44 protein-coding genes are annotated in these 26534 nt (G+C 69.4%); 22 read left to right on the top strand and 22 right to left on the bottom strand.

Translation table 11 applies throughout. The features are described from left to right. Window positions 1–346: 346 nt before the first annotated feature. Window positions 347–760 carry a hypothetical protein gene (locus tag CLV72_RS33490; RefSeq protein ID WP_245930528.1) on the top strand — a complete coding sequence of 138 codons (414 nt, stop codon included), beginning with the start codon at window positions 347–349 and terminating at the stop codon, window positions 758–760. 55 nt (window positions 761–815) lie between these two features. On the opposite strand, the gene CLV72_RS30180 is transcribed toward CLV72_RS33490, so the two are convergent. The 14 genes from CLV72_RS30180 to CLV72_RS30115 all read right to left on the bottom strand — a co-directional run bounded on the left by CLV72_RS30180 (window position 816) and on the right by CLV72_RS30115 (window position 6302). Continuing rightward, the gene (locus CLV72_RS30180) at window positions 816–1145 is read right to left on the bottom strand and encodes a hypothetical protein (protein ID WP_106253475.1); all 330 of its coding nucleotides are present in this window, start codon (window positions 1143–1145) and stop codon (window positions 816–818) included. Beyond that, entirely contained in the window at window positions 1142–1396 is a 255-nt protein-coding gene (locus CLV72_RS30175; protein ID WP_106253472.1) for a hypothetical protein, read from the bottom strand. Before CLV72_RS30175 ends, CLV72_RS30180 begins: the two co-directional genes overlap by 4 nt. A 155-nt stretch (window positions 1397–1551) precedes the next feature. After that, the gene (locus tag CLV72_RS31950) at window positions 1552–2379 is read right to left on the bottom strand and encodes a hypothetical protein (protein ID WP_146159639.1); all 828 of its coding nucleotides are present in this window, start codon (window positions 2377–2379) and stop codon (window positions 1552–1554) included. An 83-nt stretch (window positions 2380–2462) separates the two neighbouring features. Continuing rightward, window positions 2463–2774 (bottom strand): hypothetical protein, encoded by a 312-nt coding sequence (locus CLV72_RS30160; protein ID WP_106253465.1) that lies wholly within the window; start codon window positions 2772–2774, stop codon window positions 2463–2465. Window positions 2775–2811: 37 nt separating this feature from the next. Further along, window positions 2812–3153 carry a hypothetical protein gene (locus CLV72_RS30155; RefSeq protein WP_146159638.1) on the bottom strand — a complete coding sequence of 114 codons (342 nt, stop codon included), beginning with the start codon at window positions 3151–3153 and terminating at the stop codon, window positions 2812–2814. Between the two features lie 23 nt (window positions 3154–3176). Continuing rightward, window positions 3177–3875 carry a hypothetical protein gene (locus CLV72_RS30150; protein WP_106253461.1) on the bottom strand — a complete coding sequence of 233 codons (699 nt, stop codon included), beginning with the start codon at window positions 3873–3875 and terminating at the stop codon, window positions 3177–3179. A gap of 94 nt (window positions 3876–3969) precedes the next feature. Then, a complete protein-coding gene (locus CLV72_RS30145) occupies window positions 3970–4188 on the bottom strand; it encodes a hypothetical protein (RefSeq protein ID WP_106253458.1) in 219 nt (72 codons plus the stop codon). A gap of 37 nt (window positions 4189–4225) precedes the next feature. Then, window positions 4226–4594 (bottom strand): hypothetical protein, encoded by a 369-nt coding sequence (locus tag CLV72_RS30140; RefSeq protein WP_106253456.1) that lies wholly within the window; start codon window positions 4592–4594, stop codon window positions 4226–4228. Next, on the bottom strand, window positions 4594–4737 hold the full coding sequence (locus CLV72_RS32530; RefSeq protein ID WP_170141177.1) for a hypothetical protein: 144 nt from the start codon (window positions 4735–4737) through the stop codon (window positions 4594–4596). Before CLV72_RS32530 ends, CLV72_RS30140 begins: the two co-directional genes overlap by 1 nt. A 99-nt stretch (window positions 4738–4836) precedes the next feature. Further along, the gene (locus tag CLV72_RS30135) at window positions 4837–5025 is read right to left on the bottom strand and encodes a hypothetical protein (protein WP_106253454.1); all 189 of its coding nucleotides are present in this window, start codon (window positions 5023–5025) and stop codon (window positions 4837–4839) included. After that, on the bottom strand, window positions 5022–5243 hold the full coding sequence (locus tag CLV72_RS30130; RefSeq protein ID WP_106253452.1) for a hypothetical protein: 222 nt from the start codon (window positions 5241–5243) through the stop codon (window positions 5022–5024). The genes CLV72_RS30135 and CLV72_RS30130 overlap by 4 nt, the downstream gene beginning before the upstream one ends. Continuing rightward, a complete protein-coding gene (locus CLV72_RS30125) occupies window positions 5240–5464 on the bottom strand; it encodes a hypothetical protein (RefSeq protein ID WP_106253449.1) in 225 nt (74 codons plus the stop codon). The genes CLV72_RS30130 and CLV72_RS30125 overlap by 4 nt, the downstream gene beginning before the upstream one ends. A 174-nt stretch (window positions 5465–5638) precedes the next feature. Further along, window positions 5639–6037 (bottom strand): NUDIX hydrolase, encoded by a 399-nt coding sequence (locus CLV72_RS30120; RefSeq protein ID WP_106253446.1) that lies wholly within the window; start codon window positions 6035–6037, stop codon window positions 5639–5641. 19 nt (window positions 6038–6056) lie between these two features. Then, window positions 6057–6302: a hypothetical protein gene (locus CLV72_RS30115; protein ID WP_106253443.1), complete on the bottom strand. Its 246-nt coding sequence runs from the start codon at window positions 6300–6302 to the stop codon at window positions 6057–6059. A gap of 109 nt (window positions 6303–6411) precedes the next feature. Here CLV72_RS30115 and CLV72_RS30110 point away from each other — a divergent pair, with 109 nt between their 5' ends. After that, window positions 6412–6654: a winged helix-turn-helix domain-containing protein gene (locus CLV72_RS30110; protein ID WP_106253440.1), complete on the top strand. Its 243-nt coding sequence runs from the start codon at window positions 6412–6414 to the stop codon at window positions 6652–6654. Window positions 6655–6726: 72 nt separating this feature from the next. Here the strand turns inward: CLV72_RS30110 and CLV72_RS30105 are convergent, their stop codons facing one another. Next, window positions 6727–7464, bottom strand: coding sequence for a GntR family transcriptional regulator (locus CLV72_RS30105; RefSeq protein WP_170141176.1), 738 nt, complete (start codon window positions 7462–7464; stop codon window positions 6727–6729). A 230-nt stretch (window positions 7465–7694) separates the two neighbouring features. On the opposite strand from CLV72_RS30105, the gene CLV72_RS30100 reads away from it, so the two are divergent. From CLV72_RS30100 to casA, 20 genes are all read left to right on the top strand, one after another. Next, the gene (locus CLV72_RS30100) at window positions 7695–7937 is read left to right on the top strand and encodes an excisionase family DNA-binding protein (RefSeq protein WP_106253435.1); all 243 of its coding nucleotides are present in this window, start codon (window positions 7695–7697) and stop codon (window positions 7935–7937) included. 136 nt (window positions 7938–8073) lie between these two features. Beyond that, window positions 8074–8232: a hypothetical protein gene (locus CLV72_RS32525; protein ID WP_170141175.1), complete on the top strand. Its 159-nt coding sequence runs from the start codon at window positions 8074–8076 to the stop codon at window positions 8230–8232. A gap of 182 nt (window positions 8233–8414) precedes the next feature. Continuing rightward, window positions 8415–8609, top strand: a complete 195-nt coding sequence (locus tag CLV72_RS30095; RefSeq protein ID WP_106253433.1) for a hypothetical protein — start codon at window positions 8415–8417, stop codon at window positions 8607–8609. 271 nt (window positions 8610–8880) lie between these two features. Beyond that, entirely contained in the window at window positions 8881–9087 is a 207-nt protein-coding gene (locus CLV72_RS30090) for a hypothetical protein (RefSeq protein ID WP_106253430.1), read from the top strand. After that, window positions 9087–9377 (top strand): hypothetical protein, encoded by a 291-nt coding sequence (locus CLV72_RS30085; protein ID WP_146159637.1) that lies wholly within the window; start codon window positions 9087–9089, stop codon window positions 9375–9377. The genes CLV72_RS30090 and CLV72_RS30085 overlap by 1 nt, the downstream gene beginning before the upstream one ends. Continuing rightward, entirely contained in the window at window positions 9374–9757 is a 384-nt protein-coding gene (locus CLV72_RS30080; RefSeq protein ID WP_106253426.1) for a hypothetical protein, read from the top strand. The genes CLV72_RS30085 and CLV72_RS30080 overlap by 4 nt, the downstream gene beginning before the upstream one ends. 22 nt (window positions 9758–9779) lie before the next feature. Beyond that, window positions 9780–10214: a hypothetical protein gene (locus CLV72_RS30075; protein WP_106253423.1), complete on the top strand. Its 435-nt coding sequence runs from the start codon at window positions 9780–9782 to the stop codon at window positions 10212–10214. Window positions 10215–10220: 6 nt separating this feature from the next. Next, window positions 10221–11105, top strand: coding sequence for a hypothetical protein (locus tag CLV72_RS30070; protein ID WP_106253420.1), 885 nt, complete (start codon window positions 10221–10223; stop codon window positions 11103–11105). A 16-nt stretch (window positions 11106–11121) separates the two neighbouring features. Continuing rightward, window positions 11122–11376 carry a hypothetical protein gene (locus CLV72_RS30065; RefSeq protein WP_146159636.1) on the top strand — a complete coding sequence of 85 codons (255 nt, stop codon included), beginning with the start codon at window positions 11122–11124 and terminating at the stop codon, window positions 11374–11376. A 106-nt stretch (window positions 11377–11482) separates the two neighbouring features. After that, window positions 11483–13699: a hypothetical protein gene (locus CLV72_RS30060; protein WP_106253416.1), complete on the top strand. Its 2217-nt coding sequence runs from the start codon at window positions 11483–11485 to the stop codon at window positions 13697–13699. Between the two features lie 201 nt (window positions 13700–13900). Continuing rightward, a complete protein-coding gene (locus CLV72_RS30055) occupies window positions 13901–14323 on the top strand; it encodes a DUF3307 domain-containing protein (RefSeq protein WP_106253413.1) in 423 nt (140 codons plus the stop codon). Window positions 14324–14984: 661 nt separating this feature from the next. Continuing rightward, a complete protein-coding gene (locus CLV72_RS30050; RefSeq protein WP_146159635.1) occupies window positions 14985–15896 on the top strand; it encodes a hypothetical protein in 912 nt (303 codons plus the stop codon). 123 nt (window positions 15897–16019) lie between these two features. Next, window positions 16020–16607, top strand: a complete 588-nt coding sequence (locus tag CLV72_RS30045) for an NUDIX hydrolase (protein WP_170141174.1) — start codon at window positions 16020–16022, stop codon at window positions 16605–16607. Next, the gene (locus CLV72_RS30040; RefSeq protein WP_106253404.1) at window positions 16604–16852 is read left to right on the top strand and encodes a hypothetical protein; all 249 of its coding nucleotides are present in this window, start codon (window positions 16604–16606) and stop codon (window positions 16850–16852) included. The genes CLV72_RS30045 and CLV72_RS30040 overlap by 4 nt, the downstream gene beginning before the upstream one ends. Next, the gene (locus tag CLV72_RS34045) at window positions 16849–17283 is read left to right on the top strand and encodes a RapZ C-terminal domain-containing protein (RefSeq protein WP_106253401.1); all 435 of its coding nucleotides are present in this window, start codon (window positions 16849–16851) and stop codon (window positions 17281–17283) included. Before CLV72_RS30040 ends, CLV72_RS34045 begins: the two co-directional genes overlap by 4 nt. Then, on the top strand, window positions 17280–17600 hold the full coding sequence (locus CLV72_RS30030) for a hypothetical protein (RefSeq protein ID WP_106253398.1): 321 nt from the start codon (window positions 17280–17282) through the stop codon (window positions 17598–17600). The genes CLV72_RS34045 and CLV72_RS30030 overlap by 4 nt, the downstream gene beginning before the upstream one ends. Window positions 17601–17704: 104 nt before the next feature. Further along, a complete protein-coding gene (locus CLV72_RS30025; protein ID WP_146159634.1) occupies window positions 17705–18307 on the top strand; it encodes a hypothetical protein in 603 nt (200 codons plus the stop codon). Between the two features lie 334 nt (window positions 18308–18641). Continuing rightward, complete coding sequence (locus tag CLV72_RS30020; RefSeq protein ID WP_106253394.1) at window positions 18642–18998, top strand: hypothetical protein; 357 nt, start codon at window positions 18642–18644, stop codon at window positions 18996–18998. Next, entirely contained in the window at window positions 18995–19474 is a 480-nt protein-coding gene (locus CLV72_RS30015; protein ID WP_106253391.1) for a hypothetical protein, read from the top strand. Before CLV72_RS30020 ends, CLV72_RS30015 begins: the two co-directional genes overlap by 4 nt. After that, on the top strand, window positions 19467–20885 hold the full coding sequence (casA, locus tag CLV72_RS30010) for a type I-E CRISPR-associated protein Cse1/CasA (protein WP_106253387.1): 1419 nt from the start codon (window positions 19467–19469) through the stop codon (window positions 20883–20885). Before CLV72_RS30015 ends, casA begins: the two co-directional genes overlap by 8 nt. A 203-nt stretch (window positions 20886–21088) precedes the next feature. On the opposite strand, the gene CLV72_RS30005 is transcribed toward casA, so the two are convergent. From CLV72_RS30005 to CLV72_RS29975, 7 genes are all read right to left on the bottom strand, one after another. Continuing rightward, the gene (locus CLV72_RS30005) at window positions 21089–21427 is read right to left on the bottom strand and encodes a hypothetical protein (protein ID WP_146159633.1); all 339 of its coding nucleotides are present in this window, start codon (window positions 21425–21427) and stop codon (window positions 21089–21091) included. Window positions 21428–21457: 30 nt separating this feature from the next. Next, entirely contained in the window at window positions 21458–22474 is a 1017-nt protein-coding gene (locus tag CLV72_RS30000) for an ATP-dependent DNA ligase (RefSeq protein ID WP_146159632.1), read from the bottom strand. A 77-nt stretch (window positions 22475–22551) separates the two neighbouring features. After that, window positions 22552–23157, bottom strand: coding sequence for a hypothetical protein (locus tag CLV72_RS29995; protein ID WP_106253379.1), 606 nt, complete (start codon window positions 23155–23157; stop codon window positions 22552–22554). Between the two features lie 8 nt (window positions 23158–23165). Next, window positions 23166–23546: a hypothetical protein gene (locus CLV72_RS29990; RefSeq protein ID WP_106253376.1), complete on the bottom strand. Its 381-nt coding sequence runs from the start codon at window positions 23544–23546 to the stop codon at window positions 23166–23168. 18 nt (window positions 23547–23564) lie between these two features. After that, window positions 23565–24335, bottom strand: a complete 771-nt coding sequence (locus tag CLV72_RS32520; protein WP_170141173.1) for a hypothetical protein — start codon at window positions 24333–24335, stop codon at window positions 23565–23567. A gap of 43 nt (window positions 24336–24378) precedes the next feature. Next, window positions 24379–24534, bottom strand: a complete 156-nt coding sequence (locus CLV72_RS32515; protein WP_170141172.1) for a hypothetical protein — start codon at window positions 24532–24534, stop codon at window positions 24379–24381. Window positions 24535–24542: 8 nt separating this feature from the next. Then, window positions 24543–26534: a phage tail protein gene (locus CLV72_RS29975; protein ID WP_106253368.1), complete on the bottom strand. Its 1992-nt coding sequence runs from the start codon at window positions 26532–26534 to the stop codon at window positions 24543–24545.

The raw sequence follows: 26534 nt of genomic DNA, 5'->3' as shown, positions 1-26534 counted from the left end.
GAAAAGCCCACCACCCTTTCCAGGTGGCGGGCTTTTGACCTGCTGCTTTCCTGTCGGGATGACAGGATTTGAACCTGCGACCCCTTGACCCCCAGGTAAGTTCCAGCGGTGTCCGGACCAGCGCCGATGCGCTCGGCCGCAGGTCAAAGTGGACATGGTTGGACTCGTCCGGACGGCCGTGGACCGGTTTGGGCGGGTCCTGTTCCCAGTCCGTACCCAGCCGTTCCCGGTCTGCTGGCTGGGGCTCATGCACGTGCGGACCGTGTCCCACTTCGGTCAGACCCACGGTTCAGTACTGCCCTGTGACCGGGCGCCCGTAGCGTCGCGTGCGAGGAGAGGAGCGACCATGCCACTACCCGCACGAACCCTCGCCGCCGCAGCACTGGCAGCCGCCGCCGGCTGCGGCGCCCCCGCCGAATCCGCCGCGCCGTCCCCGTCGTTCTCCGAGATCGAGGTCATCGTTCCGACCGCAACGATTCCAGCGGCGACCCCAACCGACGACGATGTGTCGCCCCGTGCCTTCTTGATTTGTGAGGGGCTACGGCTAGCCGACGGGTACGAGCGGATGAACACTGCCACTGACGACGCCGAAGCCCAAGCGCTCATCTGGGAGGTAGTTACAGACGCCCTAGATGAGGACGCCGAGCCTGCTCTCCACGCGATCGCGGTAGAGCACATGGGCGATGCTGACGCTGCCGCCGCGGAGATGGAGGAGTGGTGCGCGGAGAACACTGAGGGGATGCCGGGAGACCCTTGGTAGCCGCGCTCACGAATGGAGCCCCGACCGTCCGGTCGGGGCTCACGCACGTTCAGGGTCACACTCGTAGGCCGTACACCGCGCGGATCGCGGCATCCACCTGCTCCAACTCGGCGAAACTCACCCGCCCCAGCAACTCTTCGAACCGGACGCGCCGCACCGGGGTGATGCCGATCACCCGCACCACGCCCTTCACAGGCTCCTGCAGAGGGACCCCTAGCAGGCGGAGGTTCTGCGGCTGAGTGGTGTCCTCCACGATCGGCGCCGCCGACACCGGGGCGGGGTCGGTGTGGCGGATCACGTCATCGGCCGCGAGGACCAGCATCGGCTGGTAGGGGCGATCGGTGCGTATTGCGGAGCGGACGGCCCAGATTTCGCCCTTCCTCACACCGTGCCTTGCCGCCTGGCGGCCTCTTCGTAGTCGCGCTCCATGGCTTCAGCGTCCTCCTCAGCGAGCAGCGCATCCTCGACGGGGTCGAACCCGCCGGCGGCTGCGATCTGTGCGGCTTCGTCGCTGAGTATGGCGGCGCGGACGGCCCGATGGACGAAGATTTCCAGAGATTGCTCGCTCTGGTCGGCGATCTCACGGGCGCGCTGCATGACGACGTCGTCCGGGAGAGTGATCGTCGTCTTGGCCATGATTCGAGCTTACTCAGTACAGAGTAAGCACACGAGGGTTACCGATGGGTGCGTTTCCAGGGCGTCCCGGAAATCCGGGTTGTCCAGATCGTGACGGGGCGCGCCACCACCCCGCCACACGATCCGGTCAAGCGCCCCACGCAGCGAGTCCGTGTTCATCCCCGCGAGATCAGCGGCACCAACAGGTCTCGTCGGTCTCGGTCGATCAGGTAGTCGACGATCCGTCGCACGCGATCCGGGTTCTCGTTGTGGAGGATGTTGAAGATCGGCCGATCCGTCTCGATCGCGGTGATCTCAGCGGCTTCGGCGTCGGCTCGGTCAGTGAAGTGCTCCAGGGTGGATCGGGCTGCGAAGTCCATCCATGTCGAATCGTCTTCGTGCCCCTCCAAGCGGCCGGGCATGTTCGCGGACACCCCGACGTACAGCAGGACGTCCTTATCGTCGTAGTAGCGGTACAGGATGGTCTCCTTGCGGCGGACTCCCTTGCGCTTCACCGGATGCTCCGGCTTCGACTGGCCACGAACGGGCCTGCGCCTAGGCGTCGACTTGGGATAGATCGAGGCTGGCGCGACACCCATGAGGCTTCCCCGAGGGTTCGGATCTTTGTGGGGGGCGTGGGCCTCGCTCAGGGGCGGCAGCGCAATGAGCAGCGCATCCGAGGGAGCCTTGACGTCTTCTGTTGGCATGAGGATGTCGTTCTTCTGATCTCTGTGTGGCTTCGAGGGGTCGACCAGGAGGTAGAGCGTGAATCCCTGGGGTGTGTAATCGCGGGCTACGTCCAGAACGCCGATACTTTGCAGCTTCCGGAATGCCTTAGTGACGTCATTGGGCGGTAGTCCAGTGTCCTGGCTAACCTTCTTGCGCCCGGGGTTGGAGTCCTTCCCTGAGGGGTTCGCATGCCGAGCGAGAGATTCAGCGACAGCGGTGAGGTCCGCGTCCAACCGGAGTTCGCGGACCATCTCAATCCACCAGAGGGCGGCCATGGTGGAAGTCGAGTGCCCTTCGGGATTAGAGTTCATACCTATCTACCTTCTTACGCGTTCAGCACTCGTTCCTGTCACTGCACTCAGCACTCAGGCGTCCGGGCTTGGGCGGGTCCACGCCGCGTAGGAAGCTCTCGCCTCATCGACGAACCTCGCGGGGTCTCCCCAGGGGCCATGTCGGCCACGCCGAGGAGCCGTTCGGCTTCAGCGCAGGCGGCCTCGCGCACCTCGGTGTCATTCCAGGTCCACTCGTCGGCCAGCTCGATCACCGTCGCTGGCAGGCGGGAAACCAAGCAGATCAGGAAGTCCTCGCTGAATTCGTCGGCGAGGTCGGCGCCGAAAGCGCAACTCAGGGCCGATCGCAGGTCTTCAGTCTCGCTCTGGGTCAGGTCCACCAGCGGTTTCCTCTCAAGCACGGTCAGCGCCCGTGAACTACCGCACCCAGCACTCGCGGGCCCGGTCCCACTTGTGGGTGCGCATCACGCGCTGAGTGTCCGGGATGGCGTCCTTCATGTCCGGCGGGCACGGCACGAACCGGCCACCCACCTCCCCTGGCGCCGGCGGAACCCACACGATCCACCAGCCGAGGTCCACGGCTTCCTTCCCGCCGCCCATGTAGCCGTTCCAGTGGTCGGGGCGGCAGTCGGGGCCCTCGTCGGGGCACATGAGGTACTGGGTGCCGGTGGCGGCGCATTGAGCCCAGTCGCAGTCGGTGTCATGGCGGGCGCCGATTCCGACGCCGCAGTCGGGACAGTGTTCGGTTGGGTTGGGCATGGTGTGCTCCATTTCTGTGATGGTCAGTGGGCAGTTACGGTCAGCGGCGCGTCGTCGGGGTGAAGCGGTCCCACACTCGCCCGCCACGGACTGGTGAGCAGGTCGTAAGCGTCCTGAGTCCACGCTGGTGTCGAGCCGATCAGGTCGCGGGCCGCCAGGGCCATCAGCTCGCTGCCTCCCACGCAGCCGCTGTGGGCCCACCAGTAGTCGTCGACGCCAGCGTGCCTCAGGGCGATTCGGGCGGCTTCCTCGGCATCGTGGACGGCCGGTGCCCCGACCCGCTCCCAGTGGTGGTCGACCGCCGCGGCGTAGGCCAGGGCGGTCGGGGAGTCGCCGTCGATGGCGGGGAACCCGAGCCGGATGGCGGCGGTGATGTGGTCGGCCTGCGGCCCCAGGAGCGCCGCCAGCGGTTCGACCGCCGCCACGGTCCACCGTTCGGCTTCGAGCAGGTCCCCGAACTCAGGGGCGCCGTCAGTGTTCTTGTAGTAGTCGCTGTGCAGCCGCACCGGGCCCGTTGGGGTGACGCGCAGGATCTGCGGATGGACGACGCCGTTGACGATGTCGACGAGGTCGCCGTCACCACCCAGCAGCTCGGACGCTTCGAGCTTGCGGGGATCGTCGGTGTACACGGCGGCTGGGGACCATTCGCCGTCGTCGGGAATGGTGTCTCCGGGGGCGTGGCTGGTGGCGACGGTCAGCATGTAGTAGGCGGGGGCGGGCATGGTTGGGTCTCCCTTGCAGTAGGAGTGAGTGAGGGGACGCGCCCGCCCCGGGCGTTGCACCCGGGGCGCCGGCTGGATCCGGGCGGGCGGTGGGTCAGGTGAGGTCGCGGACGTTGTCCTTGCAGATGGACAGGTTCGCTTCGAGGTTCCGGCGGATGTGGTGGTGGCCCTGCGGGTCGGAGGGGTCGCGGGCGTGGTCGGCGTCGAGGTCGGCGATCTGCTTCTCGATCTCGCGGACCCGCGCCTTGTACTGGTTGCGCAGGGCAACCGTCTGCGGGCGATCGGCGTTGGTCTTGCGGCTGAACAGTCCCATCAGCGGGGCTCCTTCGATGTCTCGTGCGTGTGATTGGTTATCGGCCGCAGGCGATGCACGGCTTGTACTCGCCGCGGACCCGGGCACCGACGGTCCGGATCAGCCGGCGATGGTCCCAGCGTGTGCTGGCGCCCATCACCAGCACAGGCCCGTGGTAGGTGGCGCGGTCGTGGCCGTAGGCGGCGGCCACCAGGCTCGCTGCGGGGTTGAAGTCGCCGCTGGGGCAGCGCCCCTTCGATGTGGGTGGCTGCGCCCAGGTCCGCAGGCCGGTGGGGTGGTCGACGTGGATTCGCGGGTCGCCGCCGAGGAGGCGGCGGATGTGCCCGTGCGGGTTGGTGCCGGGGATGTCCACGGGCTCGGCGACCCCGTCGGGGTGGACTACGAGGCCCGGAAGGGTGAAGGACATCAGCGCCCCTTCCTCGCCCGCTGGGCCTGCTGCTTGTCGTTGGCGTCGCGCCACTTCGGCAGCTCGCCGCTGTGCTTGTACTCGTGGCGGTTGGGACCGCGCTTGGGCTCGGGGGTTGTGGGCTTCGGCGTGGGGGTGGACATAATGGGTGCTCCCAAAGGGGTAAGGACCCCGGGCGCGTGCTGTGGAAGGTGAGCGCCTGGGGTCCGACTTCTCCGCCGCAGGATCACGGCGGACGCTTCTCAAGCGGTGATCTGCGCGGTCTCACCGGGCCGGTAGTGGACCTCCACCGGACGGCCCCGCTCGTCGGTCTGGGTAACCGTCACCCAGCCGCCGGGGGTGGTCTCCACGGTCGTAACGGTGTGGACCTGGTGGTGGCGGTACTCGACCCGGTCGCCGGGCGTCAGGTCGCGGGCGGGGATGGTACTCACGCGGCCACCTCCGCGGTGAGGGCGGACCCGATCACGGGGTCCGCGATCTCCAGTGCAGCCGCTAGGGTCTCGGCGGTCAGGTCCCGCACCAGCGCCACCCACGCAGATCCATCGCCAGCCTGGATGATCATCGCCGGGAAGTCCGGGTCCATGGTGGGGACCTGCCACACATGCACGGGGACGCCGTGGGCGTGGATGACAGTGTCAGCGGCGATCACGCGGCCACCGCCTGCCGGGTGTAGGCGGTCTGCGCGGCGGCGACGACCTCAGGGGTCAGGAAACGCGGGTACTGGGCGACCGGGACGAGCGCGGTGTCGCGGCCCGTGTCGCTGTGGAGGATGCGAACGGTGGTGTGGCTGGTGGCGGGGACGGCGTAGATCGCGAGGTCCGGGAGGCGGGTCACGAGGACACGCTCGGACGGCAGCGTAAACTGCTGCATCAGGTTCTCCTGTGTAGGCAGGGATTGGACCTTGGCCCCGGTTCGGTGGTGATGACACCGGCCGGGGCTTCTCTGTGCTCAACTATCGACCGTTAGTAACCTAGGTGTCAAGGGGAACCTTAGTCCCTATCCTTGAATACAGTAAGACCCAGTCCATGCGGCGGAACGGATCTCTCAGCAGGCTTCCACGCTGGCGAGGTAGTCCTGCACCATCGGCGCGAATCCGTAAGGCACCAGGTCACTCCATTCGTCGGGAGCAGCCCAGGCCACTTGGGCGATCTCATCCGCATCTACGACGTGAGCCTCGCCAGACACGAACTTGCAAGCGACATAGGCCATCCTGCGTCGGGTCAACGGATGGACCCGCTCGCCGAGGTACTGGACCGGTTCGACGAGCACGCCGGTCTCTTCCAGCGCCTCCCTCGCCGCGGCCACCTCTGCGGACTCCTCCGGTTCCGCCTTGCCGGCCGGGAGTTGCCACGACAGACACCCTTCAGCAACGCGTCGCCGAACGAGCAACAGGTGTCCGGCACGGACGACAACGGCTGCGCACACGAGAGCTTCGGTGGTCATGGCGTGTAGATGCCCTCCGTCACCGCGCCTTCACCGGAGTCAGATGAAGGATCGACCCGTCCGCCATGTGCACTTCGTAGTCGTCGTCCCGCACCCACATCCCGCCGCCTTTGGCGAGCCGCATCACACCTTCCGGGTCAACCACGATCAGGTCACCGCCAGGTTCAGCGTCCGCCCAGTACACGCCTTCGACGGTCTCGGCCAGTATCCGGGCCCGCTCCCGCGTCCCGGCATGTCCGACAAGGACATACATGTCCTCTGCCATCGCTCCCCCTCTCTCCGGTCGGAGCCTACAGAGCGGTGCCACGCGGCGCATAGCGGTGCGCCGCTCTGCCTACATCGGCGCAGCTCAGCACCGTTCTACGGTGGGGTACATGGCAGATGATCTTGCGGCGTGGGAGCCAGCGCCGCACGAGTACGTCTACGTTCAGATGGCCGACCACATCGAGGCGCGTATCGCCTCAGGAGACCTGAATTCCGGTGCGCGGTTGCCCGGTGAGCGCGACCTCGCCGCCGAGTACGAGGTTTCCATTGACACGGCTCGACGCGCCATCAGGGTGCTGCGCGACCGCGGCGCCGTCCGCACACTGCCAGCCAAGGGAACCTTCATCGTCTAGCCGAAACATGCGAGAGCCCCGACCGGTCACAGTCGGGGCTCTCTCGGCTGGTGCGCCTCCTGGGCGCTCCGTTCACGCGCGGGCTGGCAGCCGATAGCACAGCTCATGGCGATCAGCCGTCAGCACCGTGTACCCCACCTCGACAGGGCGCCCATCGGTGGTGAGCGTCGTCCGGATCATCACCAGCACGATCGCCCCGGGATTCAACTTCAGGTCCCGCTGCTCGTCGGCAGTAGCAGCGCGCGCCCGCACCTTCTCCTCGAAGTCTCCGAGTTCCACCAGGGACTCAAGGACGCCGACCGTCCCGCCGACCAGCTTGCCGGGGGCTGCGAGCGGCGTGCCCTGCGCGAGGTCGAGCGGGTAGTAGGAATCAGCCAGCTGCACGGGTTCGCCATCGAGCAGCATCACACGGCGGCGGATGGCGACAGGCTCGCCTTCGTCCACACCCAAGTGGACAGCGATCTCCGGTGGCGCCTCCACGGTCCCAACGTGGGTGATGCGCTGGTCGCCTCGCATGCCCAGCCGTTCCGCCTCGGACTTCCACGAGGCGCGGGGCTGGTCTCCGACCTGCGTGACGTAGGAGGCCGTCACGTGCATGACGGGGCGAACCGTGCGCACGAAGACGCCTGATCCGGTCGCCCCTTCGACGATGCCCTCGCGCTTGAGTTCGCGGATGGCTCGCTGGATGGTCGTGTTGGCGCAGTCGAATTCTTCCTGGAGTTGGCTGGTGGACGGAATCCGGTCACCGGGGCCGTACTCGCCGCTGTGGATGCGGCGGCGTAGCTCCTCGGCGACCTGGAGGTAGCTCACTGGCCGGCGCGGTGTCATGGATGCCTCGCTATCTGTGGGCTCTTTGCTCTCTTTGGTACCTAGGTCAGCGTACATCGGGGTCAACGGTCGGTCCGGAACCCAAATTCCTCGTTCCCTCAGTTCCCTGAGTGACCCACGTGCGTTCAGTGATCTAGGGATCAAACTTCTCCTTGACACTAAGGCTCTCTAGGCTGATAGTGGTGGTGACGCAAGAGCACCTAGGAGGACCAGTGACACCGCCCGAGTCCGACACTGACGGTCCGTTCATTTCAGTGAACGAGGCCGCCCGACTGGTCGGGTTCTCGGGGATGAGCATCCGACGGAAGCTCGACGCTGGGCAGATTCCCGGTTTGAAGATCGGGCGTCGTGCGCTGGTCAGCCGAGCGTTCATCGATGCACTCGTGGAAGCCGCGCAGTGGCGAACCGTCTCCATCGAAGAGTTCGCCATCGAGTGGCGCAGGTCCGCCCCCTAGAACGCCTCGCGGTTGGGTCCTCCCGCCCCGGAGTAACAGGCCCAGCCGCGAGGCCCCCAAACCACCCCGGCTCTGACGTCGCCGTCCTGGCCGCCAGGGTCGGGGCCACCAACCACCACACCGTGGAGCAGCCCAGATGAGCAAGTACGGCCTGTACTTCGACGACCAGCCCGAACCGCACCTAGAGCAGACCTTCGACACCCGAGACGAGGCCGAGAGGGTCGCCCGCGAGTTCAACGCGAGCCGCCCCACGTGGGGCGAGCCGACCCGCGTCTACGTCGAGGAGATCCACTAGCCACCACACGGCCGCGACCACCCGGTGAGTGCCCCTCCACCGGGGTTCGCGGCTGGCGGGTCGCCACGCAGGCCCGCCGCCCGGCACACCGCCCCCGCGACGTGCCGGGCAGGGTCCGGGCCGGACACCCGTCCCACACCGGCCCGGACCCACCACAGACCAGCCACCAGGAAGGCGCAGCCGTGAACTGGATCTCCCAGCAGCAGCAGGACCGCGACCACCGGGGACTCCGCCACGTCTGTTCCGCCTGCGGACACGAAGAAAGCCCGAAGAACCCACTGGTCGTCACGGCCGACGGGTGGCGCGTCCACCGCTCCCACACCACCGACCCAACCGACGGGTTCTACGGCAAAACCCAGAAGGGGGACATCCGATGACCGTCACCCGCGAGAAATGCCCAACCTGCAACGGGGCGTGCGGCACCTACGTGACCAGCCTTGACCCGACCACCCACCCTCGGAGCGCCGCACGTCTCCGGGCGGCCCGCTACTACAGCCCCGGGGCGAAGGGCTGGCTGGCCTGCACGGCCTGCAAGGGGTCCGGCGAGAAATGGACCCGCAGCCGCCACTAAGCGGCCCCGGGGGCGCCATCACCGCCACCCAGGGCCAGTTGAGATCCGCACACACCAGCAAAGGAAGGAGCAGTCTCGTGAGCACCGTACCCCGCAGCGACGAACAGGTCATCCGGTTCGTCGGTGTCGGGACCCGCAGCCGTGACATCGCCGTCCAGGCCCGTGTCGACCAGCTCGCAGCCGAAGCCCGCGACACCACCAACCGACTCGCTATCGCCACCACCGCCCGCGTCGACCAGCTGGCCGCTGAGACGGCCGACGAGTTCGGAGGGTGGGCAGCCTGATGGACCTCTTCGACCTGTTCACGCCCGGCATCCTCCTCACCGCAGTGGCCGGGGCGCTGTTCGGCGTCCACGGGTGGCTGTCAGACCGCTACACCCTCACCCTCCGGCCCCTCGCGGTGCGGCGCCGGCCCGACGCGGTCGGCACCCGGGTCCGCTACGACGGTCGGGACGCGGTGATCGCCGAGCTTGACGACCGCTACTCCGGCACCTGGGCGCTACTCCAGATCGACGACCGGCCCGAGGATCCCGAGGTGTGGGTGCGGGCCTCTGAAGTTGTGGGCGTCCGATGAACAGCGCCGCGTCCACTGCGCCTGAGAAGGTCCACGAGCAGCAGCAGGCCAAGCCGGGCCTCAAGGACCGCGCCCGCGGCGTGGTCGCCACGTGGACGCCGCCGGAGATTTGGGCTGAGAGCCGCCCGAGCCTCCGCGATATCCACACCTACGCCACCAAGGGTGACTGGACCAGCGCCACTGGCCGCGCCCGCACCGCCGGAGTCTGGTACGGGCGCCTCGTCGCGATCCCCGTGACCGCGGGCGCCTACTACCTGGCGTGGCTCGCCGAACGTCCGTCCCGTGCCATCGCCACCCTCGTTCTCCTGGTCTGCCTGTGGCAGATCCCGTTCATCCGTTCCATCGCCAGCGTGCTCCTGTCGCCGCTGGTCACCACCTAGCCCTCCGGAGGAGGTGTTCAGAATGCTCTCGTTCCTCTTCAACTCGACGATGCTCGTGGTCGCGATCGCCTTCTTCGGACTCATGTGGGTCCTCGGCCGCGTCCGGAAATTCCGCAGCCAGGCCCAGTGGGGCGCGTTCGTGTGCGCCGTCATCGCCGGATGCGCCGTGGCGATGACGTTCCTCGGCGACTGGACCCGATGGCTGCTCGACATGGTCCTCCAGATGGTCGGCGCGCCGCTGGCACTGGTCGGGGTCGCCGCGTTCATCGGGGTCGTCCTGATCGTGGTGGACCTGGTCGACGGTCGCCCGGACGGGATGGCGAAGTCCATGGCTCTGGTGATCCCCACCCTGCTGCTCGCCACGGGCGGCCAGCTCGGCCTGATGGGTGACCAGTTCACCGGGGCGGCTACGGACGCAGGTCAGACGATGCTGATGACGCTGATCGGCGGGGTGTGATCAGCCATGGTTGAGCTGTCGATCCTCATCGCCGTCGTCATGATCTTCCGGGACATCCCCGGGACGATCAACGCGGTGACCGAGTACCGCAAGGCCAAGCCGCCGCTCCCGCCGCGCGCACCCAAGCAGGCGAAGCAGGGAGCCATGAGCGGCTACCTGTGGACCGTGTGGGACACCAAGTGGCAGGAGATGGCGGAGAAATATCCGGAGCGGTCGGCGAAGGCGCGTGCCCGGCGGGAGAAGCGGCACGCGGAGCGGCGCGAGGTGTGGGAGCACATCAAAGCCAAGGCCAGCGATGCCCTCGGTCCCGACGGAGAGGCGAAGGCCGGCGAGCCGGCGAAGCGCAAGCAGGAAGAGGCGAAGCCGGAGTCGGCTCCGGCGCCGACCACTCCTGAGCCTGCGGCGGACGACGCGCAGCCGAAGCCCGAGTCCGTGCCGAACGCTGATCAGAATCCCACCCCGAAGACGGAGCCCGTATGGCCTAAGGCCAGCGCCGTCCCCGCCCACGAGCAGCCGACCCCACCGGCTGGCACGAACGTTCTCCAGTTCCGCCGCAACCCAACCATCGAGGGAGACGACATGGCCGATCCGAACGCCACCGAGGTATTGGGCCTCCAGGGGGCCACCCGCTACACCCGAGCCCTCCACGCAACCGCCCAGAAGCAGCAGCAGAAGCTCGAAGAGCAGGCTGCCCAGATGCGGCAGGGAGGCGTCGGGCAGGCCGCCATCCTCCGATTCGAGCAGGCCGCCGCCGAGGCCGAGCATTTCACCGCCCTCGCGGCGGAGGCTGTCGAACTCTGCGAGAAGCAGCTCGTGGTGCGCGACGCCTACGAGGCGGCGCCCAATGCCGGCAACAAGCAGTGGTTCACCAGCCAGCAGCAGGGGGTCTGACATGTATCAGGACGCGATGTCTCTCACCACCAACCTGCGGCTGGAGACGAAGTCGAACATGGTCAGCCTGGACCAGGCCGTGGAGGCGATGCGACGGGGCCAGGTCGGCCAGTCGATCCTGGCCAAGTACACCCAGCTGCAGGACAGCGCCGCCCGGATGTACCGGATCGCTGGCGCCTCCGAATCCGAGTTGCAGCGGATGAAGGGCGTTGATGACGCCTACACCGCGTTCCCTGACGCGGGCGACAAGAAGTTCCTCACCGCCGACTGACCCATCCGGTGCGCCCCCTGCGGGCGCCCGGCTGGCACCTCGCCCGAGATGCCACCGCTCGGGCGGGCTGCGAGCCGACCACCACGAACGAATCCAGGGAGGTGTCATGGCGACCACGACCCGCCGCCAGGTCGACGACCTGATCGGAGATTTCCAGCGTGACCTGCGGCGTGCGTCGACTCGCGCCGCGAAGACGAAGCAGCGCGCGCCCGTCGAGCAGGCGGTGTCCGAGCGGCTGCCCGCGCACGTGCGCGCCCGTGAGGCATTCGTCCGGCTGCGGCAGGTGGACGAGGAGTCCATGCGGCGTCGGCTGCGTCTCCAGTACCAGCCGTGGCTCGCGGCCGGCGCCGTCGCCGCGATCGGGCTGATCCAGGAACTCGCCCTGCTCGCCGAAGCGAACGCCTTCGTCACCTCGGCCGGTACCGCGCTGGCCATCTCGACCACGATCGCGCTCATCCGCCGCGCCGAGAAGGGCTGGCTGCTGGAGGCCGGGGTGTGGCTGCGGGAGCACCCGCTGCGGGCGCTGCTCGTCGGTGCCGCGGCGTGGGTGTGGCTCATCGCCGCCGCGCTCACCGACCAGTGGGAGGTGTTGGCCTCTTCGGGGCTGGTGGGGGTGTATGTGCTGGCGGCGCACTGGTGGCGCATCCACCGCATCGGCCACCACCCGCAGACCCCCGCGATGTCGTCCACCGTGCAGGTGGACGACATCGCGGCGCTGTGGGCCGAGCACATCGGCTCCCGCAACGGCGCCGCGTCCGGGAGTTGGCTGTCGGACCAGGCCAAGACCGAGTACGGCCGGGAGTGGACCATCCACTTCAAGCCCACCGGTCGGGGTCTGGAGGCTCTGGAGCACATGGTGGCGGAGATCAGTGTCGCCCTGAACGTCCCCAAGCGGATGATCACGGTCGGTCCGCACGATTCGGAGTCTCCGCAGTTGGCGCTGCTGCGGATCACCGACTCCTCCCCCACCGCCGGAATCGTGCCCGTCGATGTCGTCGATGGGGTGCCCACGATCATGGGGCATCCCGTCTACGACCCGGAGACCGGGGACATCACCGTCGGCCCCCACTCCGATGGGGTCGGCATGCACACCTGGGGCCTGTACCGTCCCAACAGCCTGCTCGGTGGGTATCTGTTCGGCGCCCAGAAGTCCGGCAAGAGCGAGTTGCTGAACCTGCTCGCGCTCGGCATGCGGATGTCGGGGTGCACGATCTACTGGTACGTCGACGGGCAGGAGGGTACCCAGCCCGCACTCCAGGACACCGCCGACTGGGATGCCTCCGCCACCGCTGAACTGCGCCGCATCGCCCTGGAGGCGGCGGTGATCGTGCTGCGGGTTCGGATGCGCACCAACCGCGCCATGCGCCGCAAGGGCTTCACCCCCACACCGTCCAGGCCGGGCCTGGTGCTGATCCTGGATGAGTCGCACATGACGATCCTGTCGGACTACCGGCGGATCGACCCGCAGGCACAGCACCTCGACGAGGATGCCGACCCGGCCGGACTCGGCACCTGGACCAACGCCGAACTCGTCAACGAACTCACCCGCATCGGCCGCAAGTGCGGTGTCGCGGTCATCGCGGCGTCGCAGGACACGGGGATGGGCGCGTTCGGCGGCGACGGCAACCCCGGGCGCGTGATCAGGGGAAACCTGTTCAGCGCGAACGTGGCGCTCATGTACTCCCAGGACGCGATCGGGGGCGCCATCGCCCCCAAGGCGCCGATGAGCGTGACTGAGCTTCCTCGGGGTGGCGGGTACGGCATCGCCGCGAACGAGACCACCAACGAGGGGAGCGTGGAGGCGCGGCGCGCGATGTGGCGTGCCGGCTACCACGAAGACCTCGGCGCCCTTATCCAGGCGGTCGGGCCGTCGCTGACCCTGGAGCCTGAGGCCGCCCGCGCGGTGGACCTCGCGTTGGGTGGGGTGTACTCGCGGCGCCACGACCGGTCCGCTGAGCAGCGGGCTGCTGAGGATGCGCACGCGGTGACGGCGTTCCTCGGCGGCAAGCTCGGGGTCCGCGAGCTGCTGTTCGGCGAAGGGTCGTCGGTCGCCCCTCGTCCGTCGGCGGGTGTGGTGGTGGCGTTCCCGAACGTCGCCGATTTCGTCGAGGTTGACCAGTCGGATCGGGACCGTGCCCGCGACGCGATCCTCGCTGTGCTCGCAGCCGGTCCACAGCGTCGCGGCGACATCGAGGCTGCGGTTCGGGCCGAACTCGGCTGCTCTCGGGCCACCGTGAACCGGGCGCTGGACGAGCTGGCGGAGGCGGGGACGGTGCGGTTGGTGGCGGGTCAGCGTGGCCTGTGGGAGCGCCGTGCCGCCTGACATGTGACTCTCCGTAGTGAGACAAAGGGCTGAGACAAACCCTGCCGTTGTCTCAGCACGCGCGCCCCATTTGTCACGATTCGTCCGCATTTTAGCCGTCAGATAGCCGCCTCAGAGGCCGCTAGACCCCCTCTCCCGCGACCGGGTGAGACAAGAGACAAACCATAGTTCAGGTTTACACACAGCAACCAGGAGGATGAAGTGAACCCCGCCCGAGTCGCCGCCTTCGCCGCGACCCTCGCCGCCCTCAACGTCGCCCACGAGGCGGGCGACTTCTGGGTGCAGCGCGACGAGGACGCCCAGGTCAAGGGCAAGCCCGGCGCCGACGGAGCGGCCGCGTGCGCCCGCCACGTCGCGAGCTACACCGCGACCACGACCGCAGCTGTCCTGCTCGCCAACCAGGTCTTCAAGCTGGGCCTGCACCCAACCAGCATCGTCGCAGGTCAGGCCCTGTCCGCTGCGACGCACTACTACATGGACCGGCAGCAGGACTCCCTCGCCCTGGTCGACGCCGCCGGGAAGCGCCCGTTCTGGGATCGAGGTGGACGAATGCACCTTGACCAGGCATTTCATCGGGTCGCGCTGACTGCTGCGGCCGCCATCACCGTCATCGGCTCCCGCTAAGGAGAAGCGTCATGGACTTCGAAGCCACTCTCGGCCTGATCGGCATCGTCGGCTCGATCGCAGCCCTCGCCTTCGCCGTGCTCGTCGGCCTTGGCGTCATCACCTTCTGACCGTCCCACCGTCCGTCCCACCCGACCCCTGTGGGATACCGCCGCACCGTCCCAGATTGGAGATCCAAATGACCGCCGAAACGCCGCCCGGGACCGTCCCGCAGACGGCGCTCGCGCGTCCCGCCGACCGTCCCATGGGACACCCCGACAGCCGTCCCACGGCCGTCCCACAGGGGCGTCCCACCGACACCGCTCAGCCGTCCCACGGGGCGTCCCACGACCCGCCGAACGGCACCGCCCCACACCGTCCCAACACGCCGTCCCACACCCCCACTGGGACGGCCACTGAGACTCGTCCCACGCAGGCCGATGAGACGCAGAATGGGACAGCGGATGGGACGCGTCCCACCGCCCGCAACGAGACGCCCCGTGGGACGGGTGCTTGGTCGTCCCACGGCCCCAGCAAGCGCACCCTCTACACCCTCCGAGGCGTCGTCGGACTCGTCGCCGCATCCGCGTTCGTCGCCATCTGGGGCGGCTGGGTCGGCCTCGGCCGCCTCGCCGGATTCGGCCCCGTCAACCTGCTGCCCGGCATCGGCGGCGGACTCGTCGTGGACCTGTCGATCACCCTCCCGCTCGGCATCGAGGCTTACGCCGGGATCGCCCTCTACGTGGCCGTGTCCGGCATCGTCACTGGTGGCGCCCGGTTTTTCGCGTGGTGCTCCGCAATCGGGTCCCTCGTGATCGGCGCCGTCGGGCAGGCCGCCTACCACTTGCTGTCGTTGGAATCCCAGCCGACGAGCGCCCCCACCCCGGTGGTGATCTTCGTGTCGGTGCTGCCGGTTCTGGTGCTCGGGTTGGCGAGCGTGCTGCTGCACCTTGCCGAGAAGCGAGACACCATGGCCGTCCCACGGCGGGCGGGTAAGGCGTCCCACAGCACCGTCCCAGCCGACGCGGCGGACCGTCCCACAGAGGCGTCCCACGAGCCCCGTGAGACGGCGCCCGAGACCGTCCCATTCGACCGTCCCACCCCCGTCCCACACACCCCGAATGGGACGTCCCACGGGACCGTCCCAACCATTCCCGTGGGGCGTCTCACCGGACCGTCCCACGAGACGCTGGCGGACCGTCCCACGGAGGTGCCGCAGCCGCGTCCCACCGAGCCCGATGAGACGCCGGCCGAGCGTCCCACCGCGGCCCGTGCCCCCCGTCCCACCAACCGTCCCAAGCCGGCCGCCGGGAAGCCGTCGAGCCGTCCCAAGACCGCGTCGGCGAAGCGTCCCACCAAGACGTCGGACACCCCCGAAATCGAGATCCCGGACTACGTCCCTGACGACTGGGACGAGCGCAAGCAGCGCGTCGTTGCCCGCTTCGAGGAAGCTCGCCGGGCTGGAATCAAGATGACGCTCGGAGAGATCAGCCGACTCACCGAAGTGCCGAAGTCGACCGTCGACCGGTACGTGAAGGAGTGGCTGGAGTCCTCACCGGAGCCCGAGGCCACGTCCGCCGACAGCACCAACTGACCGTGCCAGTGCCTCCGCCGCCCCAACGTGTGTGGGGCGGACGGGGGGACCGGACGGTCCACCCCCACCCACATGTCGGTGGGCGCCGTCATCATCGACGGCAGCCGCCGTGAGGAGGATCCTGTGCCCAAGGACCCGTGGCGCTGCGACCAGCACAGCGTCGGAATCCTGATCACCCGCCCCGGCGACGACGGCCCCGAGTACGTCGTCATCACCCGCGACGGCGACGGACCCAGCGGGGTCGCGCCCGTCGCCGGCCACGTCTTCGACGAGTTCGACGGCCCCGAGGAAGCGCTCACCTTCGAAGTCAGCGAGGAGGTCGGGCAGACGGTCAGTGACTACCGCCTCGTCGCCGAGGGGTGGCGTCCCAACCGGTGCGGCCCGTCCCAGTACCTGCCGGACGGTCACTCCGGTGAGGCGGGGCACTACTGGTGGATCTACGAAGCCACCGTGTTCGAGGGGTACCCACTCCGCCCACAGAAGGGGGAGACGCGGGACGCCCGCTGGGTCACCGCCGCCACCCTCCAGACGCTCGCCGAGCGGACCGCCGCCTACACCCGCAGCGATGTGTCCGAGGACGAGTGGCAGCGGAACCCGGGGCTGGAGCCGGTGTGGTGCCACTGGCTGACCCACCTCGGGACCATCACCCTCCCCAAGGCGGACCTGAAGCGGATCGCGCAGCGGGCCGCGGCTGTGCCGGTGCCAGCATGAGCGCCGCGGACAGGGCCGCCGAGCTGGCCGACCAGACCCTCGGCACCCCCGCCACCCCACCCGAACCCCAGTGGGCCACCCACACCCACCTGGAGGGGTGCCTGTCCGGATGGACACTCCAGTCCCGCACCGCGGCCTGCGGTGACATAACCCTCCGTGCGTCGTGTCCGACCGGGTGCGGAACCATCACCCTCTATGCGCCCCTCGGCGGGGCGCCCGAGCTCACCCTGGAGGCGTCGCCATGATTGAAATCATCAGCTTCGGTTACCTACACGGGCCACCACCCGACGACGCCCACATCACCGTGGACCTGCGCCACCACTTTCGGGACCCGCATGTAGCCCCTGAACTCCGCTACATGACCGCCCACGACAAAGCCGTGCGCGATGCTGTCCGCAACACCCCGGGCATCCCGCACCTCATCCGCGCTACGGCCCGGACCGTGGCCGCCATGCAGTCCGGCCCTTCTGGAGGTCATGTGAGGGTCGCGGTCGGATGCGCTGGAGGACGCCATCGGGCACCCAGCGTCGCGCTGCTACTCCAGGCCCGACTCGGGGCGTGGCGTACCACCATCACCCACCGAGACATCGCCGAGCCCGTGGTGGAGCGAACTGGGTCCCACGACGCTGAGAATCTGCTGAGCTGCGGTGGCGCCACACTGAGGAGGGTCCCGTGACCGACCAACCAGACAAGCCCAAGCGGGAGCATTACGGCGAGGTCACCGCGTACTGGCGCGATGGCACCAGCACAGTCATCTACCTGTTCGACCCGCCCGTGGATCTCGGCCGCAACCGCATCCTTGTCCAGGGATGGAAGGTTCGTGGGGACTCCACCCACATCGGCCGATCCGTCAACCTCAGGCTGGTGCTACCCAACGGCACCGAATTCCGAGACGGGTATGCCTACGTTCAGTCCATGCGGAGGTCCACCGGCAAGTGGGTGAAGATCGAAATGCGGCGCGGGCGAGAACGAGAATGGGAGCACACATTATGACTGGGCACCCGGTGGCCCTCTGGCACACCCCCACTCTGGCCCCAGTCGCCACGCGGGTCGACCGCGAGGGCCGGACGTGGCTCCGCTGGCCGGGGCGCGAGCCGATGTGGGTGCACTCCCTGCACCGTGACGGCGAATCGGTCCCCACCCAGGTGGATGACCTGGCGCCGCTGGGCGGGTGGACCGTACACGGGTACTGGGTCGGCGCCATCCACGAACCAGAGGCCGGCCCGCCCGACCTGGTGGTGCGCTGCACCTCGGAATGCTGGTGGTGCCGCGACGGCGAAGACCATATCCGGGCCGCCTGCGGCCTGCCGCCCCGCCCCATCACCCCAACGGAACGGCAAGCTAACCCCGGAGCACGAGCGGTGGCCGACCGGCCCCGCCCCTCAGGGCGGCCCATCCCCAGAGGGGACCGCCAGGCAGCGGTCGAGACGCTGGTGGATTCGGTCCTGCACCACTACGCCATCGCATGCGGCCAGACCGAAGAGCAGCAGGATCCGCTGCTGGCTGACATCCTCACCCTGGTCCTACGAGACAGTGAGTCCATCGAGCGGGCTGAGCGGCGTTTCCTGCGTGACGAGGTGCGCGCGATGACCCGGGACGCGTCCCCCGACGCGAGGGCGGCACTGGTGAAGGTGTGTCAGATGATCCAGGAGCGTGGTGTGACCTTCCGCCCCGGCTATGACCGAGACCCCTACGAGTAGATGGTGAAGTCCGCCCCGGCCCTGGAGAGGTGGGCCGGGGCGGTTGCGCGTCCGGAGAAGGGGCCGAACGCGCTCCCTGGCGCGGCTGCCCTGCACGTCCCACCGGGGGCCGCCCTGCGAGGGGATCTGGAGCATAGGCAGACGGCGCTGCGCCGAGGTAGATCACCTCGGGTAAAGATCCGGCATAGGTGCACGGAGTGGGCGTGTGGTGACGGATCGGACGCCCATGGCGGACGGCTGACCATCCTGGTCCAACCCCGCGTGTAGCCCCCCTAGACAAAAATCTTTAGCGGGACTATATTTATGGGTGTCGGCACGGACCAGGGAGCGCCAGATGATCATCACCGCACACGGCACCGCCTACGAGATCACCTACGCAGTCGCGCCCTACCCCGGCGAGGCCACCGACTACCACCGATTCCAGGCCCGCACCGACACCGGCCAGATCGCCTCGGAACTGTACGTGGCCATGGACACGCTGGTGATCGCCAACGTCGAGACCGCCTCCCCCTACCGGGGCGAGGGCATCGCCACCCGCCTCTACCAGGCCGCCCTGACCCGCCTGGGCACCGTGCTGCACGCCCGCCCCGCCCACCGCACCCCCGAGGGCGACGCATGGGCGGCATCCGTCGGCGGCGACAGCGAAGACGCCGACGCCGCCGAGGACGAGTTGGAGGAGGTCTACGCGTGAGCAGCTACTACACGATCGACTGGGAGGCGATCGGCGCCCTGGAGGCGCCCGAGCGGCTGCGGGTCCTCGCCGAGGTCGCCGCCGAGGTCAGCCACGCCGTCGGCGCCGAGCGGGCCCGCATCGTCGGCGCGGAGGTCGAGCGCCAGCTCGGCATCCGCAAGGCCGCCGCCCAGCGGCGCGCCGCGCAGGAGCTGGGCCTCAAGGAGTCCCGGCTGAGCCAGATCTGGAGGGACTACCAGCAGATGAAGAAGGACATCGAGGTCACGCGGGTCGCCTACGACTTCGGCGAGGAGCTGCACATCATGGACGTCGACGGGTTCGGTGTGCACGACCCCGCGTCGGTGGAGGTGATCGCGCTGGACGGGCGCGGCCGTGACGCCGCGCTGAAAGCCGCCGGGTACGCCGCCGCGGGCGGCTGGGTGCGCCAGGGCGAGGCCGAGGGCGTCACGGTCCTGCGGGCGGCCGACCATGCGTGACCTGGATCTGTTCACCGACCCGTGGATTCCGGTGGTCTACGCCGACGGGCGGGTGGGGGAGGTGGGGGTGCGCCAGGCGCTGGAGGATGCCGGGGCGATCCGCGACGTATGCGCCGAGGACCCCACGCTGACCGTGGCGCTGTTCCGGTTGCTGCTGGCGGTGGCCCACCGCCTGTGCGGGCCCGTGGACGATGGGCGGTGGGGCGACCTGTACCGGGGCGGGCTGCCCCTGGACGCCCTGGAGCGCATCGGGGCCGGCCGCTGGCGGCTGTTGGACCCCGACCGCCCCTTCGCCCAGGACCCGGTGGAGGGCACCCTCAACCCGGTGGAGAAGATCACCGCCTACGGGCGGGCCGGCGGCGGCGGGATGACCTGGGCGCGCCCCACCGCCCTGAGTCCGGCCGAGGCGGCCCGGTGGCTGGTGTGGTGCCACGCCTATGACACCGGCGGCATCCGCGGCAAGCACGGCGGCGGGCGTGAGGCCGGGGTGCCGCTGGGGTCGGTGGGGCGCCGCACCCACACCCGGCTGCTGGGCCCCGACCTGGGCCGCACCCTGCTGCTCAACCTCGCCCCCGGCGCCGAGGCGCCGCGCGGCGAGGGCTGGTGGGAGCGCACCGAGCCCGTCACCGAGCGCCGCAAGGACCGCTCCCCGGCCGGGATGGTGGACTACCTGTGCTGGCCCAGCCGCCGCATCCGCCTGGTTCGCGACGACGACGGGATGGTGCGCACCGTGGTGGTGTGCGCCGGGGATGACCTCAAGTCCCACCCCGACCCGCTGATCGGGCGCGGCCAGTCCGCCAGCGCGAGCCACCGCGAGGTCTGCGCCCGGGGTCTGCAGTTCACCGTCCCCGGCCTGTACGAAGACGCCGACGCCGCGCCGGCGGTGGCGGGGTGGCTGGCCGCGCGCCACCACCACGTGGACGGACTGATCGGGGTGGAGACCACCGAGATGATCACCAACCTCCACGGGGCGACGGTGGAAGACACCACCCGCCGCGAGATCGCGCTGCCCGCCTCCGCGCTGGTGCCCGAGACGGCCGCCCACGCCCGCCTGGGGCGGCTGGTCGCGATGCTGAAGACGGCCGAGGACGGCATCGGGGAGGTCACCGCGAAGGCCTACCAGCGGGACCGCGAACCCGTCGCGGCGGGAGCGGCGCGGGCCGCCGTCGACGCCGCCCGCCCGCAGTGGGAGAACGACCTGCGGCGGCTGCTGCGCGGCGGCGACGACGCCGAGCGCCAGGCCGTCGACCTGTTCACCGCCTTCGTGACCGACGCCGCGGAGCAGGCGATGAAGGTCGCCGCCCACGAAACCAGCAACAGCCACGTCGTGGACCTGGTCGGCCTGGTCCTGTGGTCCTCGCGCAGGCTCTGCAACGAGATCGCCGAGATCGCCGAACCCGCCCCGGCGTGACCCGGCCGGACAGGGCCGCCTCCGAGCGGATGGAGTCCACGATCACCGGGGATGACGTGTGCCAAGACTGCTGGGACGACACCCTGTGAGCGCCCCGGTGAGGAGGGGATCGTCCAGCACCACCGCCCCGAACTCGTGGAGCACTGACCCGCCCAGCTCCCCAGGATGAACCCCGCCCTTGAGCGTGGATCAAGGGCGGATGATCATCGCGGAGTGCTCGCAGCGCCGGACGACTGCCGCCGCCGCACGCTGACCCCGTCCCACCACCACCACGCCCACAGCCCCGCCGGATGCTCCCCGTCGACGTGCGCGAGCCCGATCCACGCCCCCCACCTCCCGCCCGGGTGGCGCTTCCAGCCGTGCACCCACCCATACCGCCAGACGCCGCCGGTCCGCACCCACACCGCCGTGTCCCCACCAGGCGGATACCACGGCGCCACGTCCTCAGGCACGAACTCCTCGACCCGCACGGCGTCCGGCGGCGCGTCTGCGGGCGGGTCCAGGGGCGGCTGGGGGCGCGGGTAGCCGGCAGGGAGAGCCATCACCCCAGGATACGAACACGCGTTCGAACGTCACCGTTCGGGGACGACTGGCACGTCCTCCGGCCCCACGTCGTTGCGGGGGCGGACGTACCTGGCCGGATGCCTCATCCGCCCCTGGTCCTGGGCGACGTCCGCTGACACCTCCACCACCAGCTCGGGGCGCACCCGCACATACCGGGTGCGGGTGCGGCTCCCCCACCGGGGCGGCAGGGTCTCCGGCCAGGGGTGGTGTGGGCCGGCCGGGTGGAGTCGCCCGGCGAGGTCGGCGGCCTCGGCGGTGCGCAGCGGTGTGGAGCGGCCCACGATCACCAGCCTGCCTGCGGTGTCGTAGCGTCCGAGCACCAGCTCGCGGGGGGACGTCGCCTTCCCGGTGACGCCGCCGACGATCACGTCGATCGTGTCGCGGATCCGCCATTTCGACCAGCCCCGCTTCGCGGGCGTGTACGCCCCGTCGGCGGCTTTGATCACCAGACCTTCCACACCGAGGGGTCCCAGCGCCTCCACCCACTCCCGCGCCACCTCCACGTCGGCGGTCTGCATCCCGAGCTGGATCAGCGACGGGCGCGGCACGTCGGCGAAGACCTCCTCCAGGCGACCACGGCGCTCGGTCAGGGGTCGGCGCAGCAGCGACTCACCTTGGATTTCGAGAAGATCGAACACGATGAGGTAGGCGGGTTCCTGCGCGGCGAGTTCCAGTGCCCGCCACCCGCCCCTGGTCGCGTTCCTCCTGAGCAGGGCGTTGAAGTCGAATCGCTGCCCGGTCCAGTGAACGATCTCCCCGTCCACCGTGCACTCCGGCAACCGGTCGAACAGCGCATCGCGCACCTCAGGAAAGACCGCGCTCAGGGATTTGCCGGTGCGGGAGGTCAGGCCGGCGCCCCGCTCTGCGACCGTTCCGAGCGCCCGGAAGCCGTCGAGCTTGGGTTCGTAGCGGCAGCCGCCCCGGCAGGCGCCCGGCTCGGGAATCTTCTCGACGAGCTTCGCCAGCATCGGCTCGATCCGGGCCATGGACCGCTGCTGCCCGGCGTGCGGGCTTGACAGAGTCACGAGCAACCCAAGGTGGGCATACGAAAACGGCCCCGCACCTCCGAAGAGATGCGGGGCCAATCACTAGCCGCACAGTTCTATGACGGTCCCGGGCTCGGCTCCGCCGTCTCCTCCGGCGGACACCCGTTCGTCTGGCAATACCGCTCCACCGCAGCGTAGATCTCCTCCGCCGTAGGCGGACGCCCCGGTTCACCATCCACACCATCAGAGCCGTCCTGGCCCGGCGCCCCATCAGCCCCCGCAGGGCCAGCAGGACCAACGGGTCCCGGCGAAACCGGGTTCTCCGTGAAGTACCTGCCGACCGCCTCCGCGATCTGATCCTCGGTCGGCCCCGGGCCCCGCTCCCCGTCCTCACCATCCGCGCCGTCGTCACCCGGCGGAGGCGGATTCCCCTCCAGGTACGCCGCCACAGCCGCGTACACCTGAGCATCGGACGGTCCCACCGGTTCGGGATGATCGGCCGCTGGCGGCTCACCCATCAACGGCGGATCGGGGGGCGGCGTCACCACAGGAACCCCGCCCAGTTCCCGCACTTGGTCGGCGAGTTCCGTCATGTCCGCCCGCGCCTGACTCAATGCCTGCGCGTTGGTCTGCACCACAATCACAACGCCGCACAGCGCCACCGTGACCGCGACAGCGAACCCGACCGCACCCAACTGGAATCGGCTGCCGAAGCGCCGCATGTGTGCCCTCACCGAACCCACCCCTGCGCTGCGAAGTAGAGCTGGAGGAGGATCAACGCGATTGGGGCGATAAGTGCCGTGAACATCAATCGCTTGTTGTTCAGCCGCTCTTTGACGTCTTCCTTCCGCGTTTCCGCTTCGGCTTTGACGTAGTCCTCGTGGGCTTTGCGGACAGCGGCGACCTCTACTGCGCGGGCCTGCCGCTCGGCCGCGAGGTCAGCTTCAAGCTCGGCGATCTTCTCCAGCATGCGTTGGTGCTGCACTGTGTACAGCTCCATGGAGGGGGTTCGGTCGAAGCGTGCGGCCACCTCGGAGCGGAACGCGTTCAACGCGTGTTCCTGCCGGTTGAGGCCCCGCGCCATCTCCCCGGGGGTGAGATCGTCAAGCACGGGAGGCCCAGGGGTGTCTCATGCTGCTGTCCTCCCGAGTCGGGCCGCGGCCCGGGTGGCGGCGGCGTGGCTGGCTGATGTGCTGGCGTGGGCGAGGACAGCGGCGCGCGCCTCACGGCGAAGGGCGCCCGGGAGGGTGGAGCCGGGCCAGTACAGGACGAGGACGCACCGGCAGTTCGGGTGCAGCGGCGGCTGACCGGAGAAACTCGTCCAGACGTAGGCCCGGTCGAAACTCAGGCCCGCGCGGAATGCTCCGGTGGGGCTGGTTTCGCCGCTGTAGCGGGCGCACTGCAAGCACGCGTCCCGCTCCGCCACCCACAGCAGTCCCGCCGCGCCCGCGCGGCGAGCAGCCGCCTGAGCGCCGGCCGAGGCGCCGCGTTGCGTCACATCCCGCGCCGTGACACCGAACCAGTCCCGCGCCCGACCGAACACAACGGGGCGCTGCTCCTCCGGGGCGTCCCGCAGCGCCTCCACCCCGCCGCGCACCGCGTCACGGACCGCACCCCGCACATCCACCGCCCCCGGCGCAGGAAGACGCCCGCCCCGGCGAGGACGCTGCGGCCGGGCCGCACCGAGGGCGATGCGGGCGCCGAGCGGCACAGCGGCCAGGACAGCGGCCGAGACCGCCGCCACCACAGCCGGAGCAGCCGCCACCAGCGCCGCCGCGGTCAGCCCGAGCGCGGCCGCCTGCTCATCGACCGCCGCTTCGACCTCGGCCTCTGCTTGTTCTTCGACGGCTTCGAGTTCGGCGTGCACGGCGGGATCGACCAGCTCGTCGATGAGCGCCACGAGCCATCACCCCACCTCAGATGGACCGAACTGTTCCGAACCGTCACCCGTCGTAGGGCGGGTCTGGCGGGTACTCGGGCACCACCACCGGCTCCTCGGGGATCTCGGGCGGGTCCACGGGCGGCTGGGTGGGCGGCTCCGGGGGCGGCGGCGGGATGTCGTCGTTCAGTTCGGGTGGGGTGCCGGGCTGCTCGGTCACGGTGTCTCCTACATGAGGGGTTCGACGGTGATGCTGTTCTCCAGGGCAGTGTCAATCCACAGATCGCCGCTGGTCGTGGTCCAGTTCTGGACGGGTGAGGACACCGCTGAGCCGCTGGTGCGCCACTGGGGCGTGAGGGTGTAGGCGGTGTTGGCCGCCAGCGCCAAGGGCGGCAGGGTCGCGCTGGCCTGGATGCTGGACCCGGTCCCGGTGCCGGTGGAGCGGATCAGCGCGCACCGTTTCAGGGAGGCCGCCACGGTGGAGCCGCCGCTCAACCGGAAGCCGAGCGCGAGCGACGACGTATCCGTGTACTTGTTGATCCCACAGAACAGAATCTTGATCTCGACCAGGCCGGAGGCGGCCGTGGTGAACGCCAGCGCCGGGAACTGCGCTTCGGTGAAGTCCACCCACGCCCCATTCGACGGGGATGCGGTGGTGGGTTGCGCCAGCAGCGCGGTGCTGACCGGCTCGTGGCGCGGCGCACTGATGGAAAGATTGCTGGCCAGCGCGACACGGCCGTGGTTGGCCGTGTCCTGGGTCCCATCGTCCAGGATCTGCCCGGACAGGTCGTAATCCCGAGCGTAGGTCTGGATCCGGGCGTAGGGTCGCGTGGTGGTGGCGCCTTCGATGAACGCCGCCGACCGCAGCCCCTGGCCAGCCCCCGAGGTGGACGCCGGAGACTGCAACTGTAGGGCGGGCACGTCAGTGGACCGGCGCAGCGCGTACAGGCTGCCGAACCCGGCCGGAGGGTTCCCCGCCCCGCTCGGCGGGGTGGTCATCTCCACCACCGAGTAGGTGCCATCGGCGCGCAGCCGCATACCCGCACCGGACGCCGCCTGGTAGACGGTGGTCACGCTGCCTGCGGTAGCGACGGTGTCGCAGCGGGGCGCGGTCAGGTCGTCCGCCTCCGAGCGGACCGCCAGGAACGCCTGGGTCGGGCTAGCGCTTCCCGCCACTGCGGGGGTCGAACCGCCCGCGTTGTCGGAATTCAGTACGAAACTGACATGGGTGGGGGCGGCGATGAACCCGGTGCTGGGCGCGTTGGGGTTGGCGGCGTCGGAGAACGCGGAGAACTCCGCCTGCGAGGAGTCGGCGCGGATTTGGGCGCGGGAGTTGTTTGCGGCGGTGACCATGTTGTACACGGCGTCGCCGGACGCCTCGGTGATGCCGGTCGCGCCGGGCGCCTGCCCGACCTGCATGCTGGAGCCGCTGATCACCGATCCGGTGATGTTCCCGCTGAAGATCGCGTTGCCGGACGAGTCGACAGCGAAGATCAGCTCGTTCGCCTCGTTGTAGCCGCGCAGGCCGTCCTGGTCGAGTTCGACCCGAGCCTCGCCAGGAATGCCCGCAATGATGGTCGTCACCAGGGCAAGGACCGCTTCGAGTTTGTCCGCCTCGACGGCGCCAGCGGCGATGTGGACGGCGTGGATGCTCCCTGCGGTGATGTCCGGCGCGGTCACCTGGAGGGGTGTGGCGGCCACCTCGGCGCTGGGGGTTCCGGGGATGCCGCTGGTGTTGACCGGCACCAGCGCCACGTAGTGCGGCACATACGGGAGCGGCACCACGGGCAGCATCCCGCCCTCACCGGCCCGGCGGATCGTCCCCACGTAGGTCGCCGCAGACGGCACGAACCCGCTGCTCGTGCTGATGTGGACGGCCATGTGGTCGAAATCCCCCGGCACCGCCGCGTCGGCATCCGCGAGCGCACCGTCCCAGGTGATGCGGAGGCCGCCGAGGGATGGCGTCACCGTTGGCGCGGTCGGGGCGCCGACCGGGGCACCCCCCTCGGCTAGTTCGCCGTAGTTGCCGTCCGGGAGCCGACCGATGATCATTCGCCGTGTGCCGTCTGAGTCCCGCACCTCCAACGCGCCATCATCAATCGAGGACTGGCGGAGCTGCGGCGTCCGGGAGCCACGGGACAGCGAAGTCACCTGCTGCTGCAGCCGCGCGATCTCCGCGCCAAGCCGCTGGATCGCCTGCTGAGTCCGCTGATCCACCAC

It is taken from the genome of Allonocardiopsis opalescens, assembly GCF_003002095.1.
Classification (GTDB): Bacteria; Actinomycetota; Actinomycetes; order Streptosporangiales; family Streptosporangiaceae; genus Allonocardiopsis; species Allonocardiopsis opalescens.
Note: the sequence above shows the minus strand (reverse complement) of the source record. Positions and strands in the feature narration are given on the sequence as shown.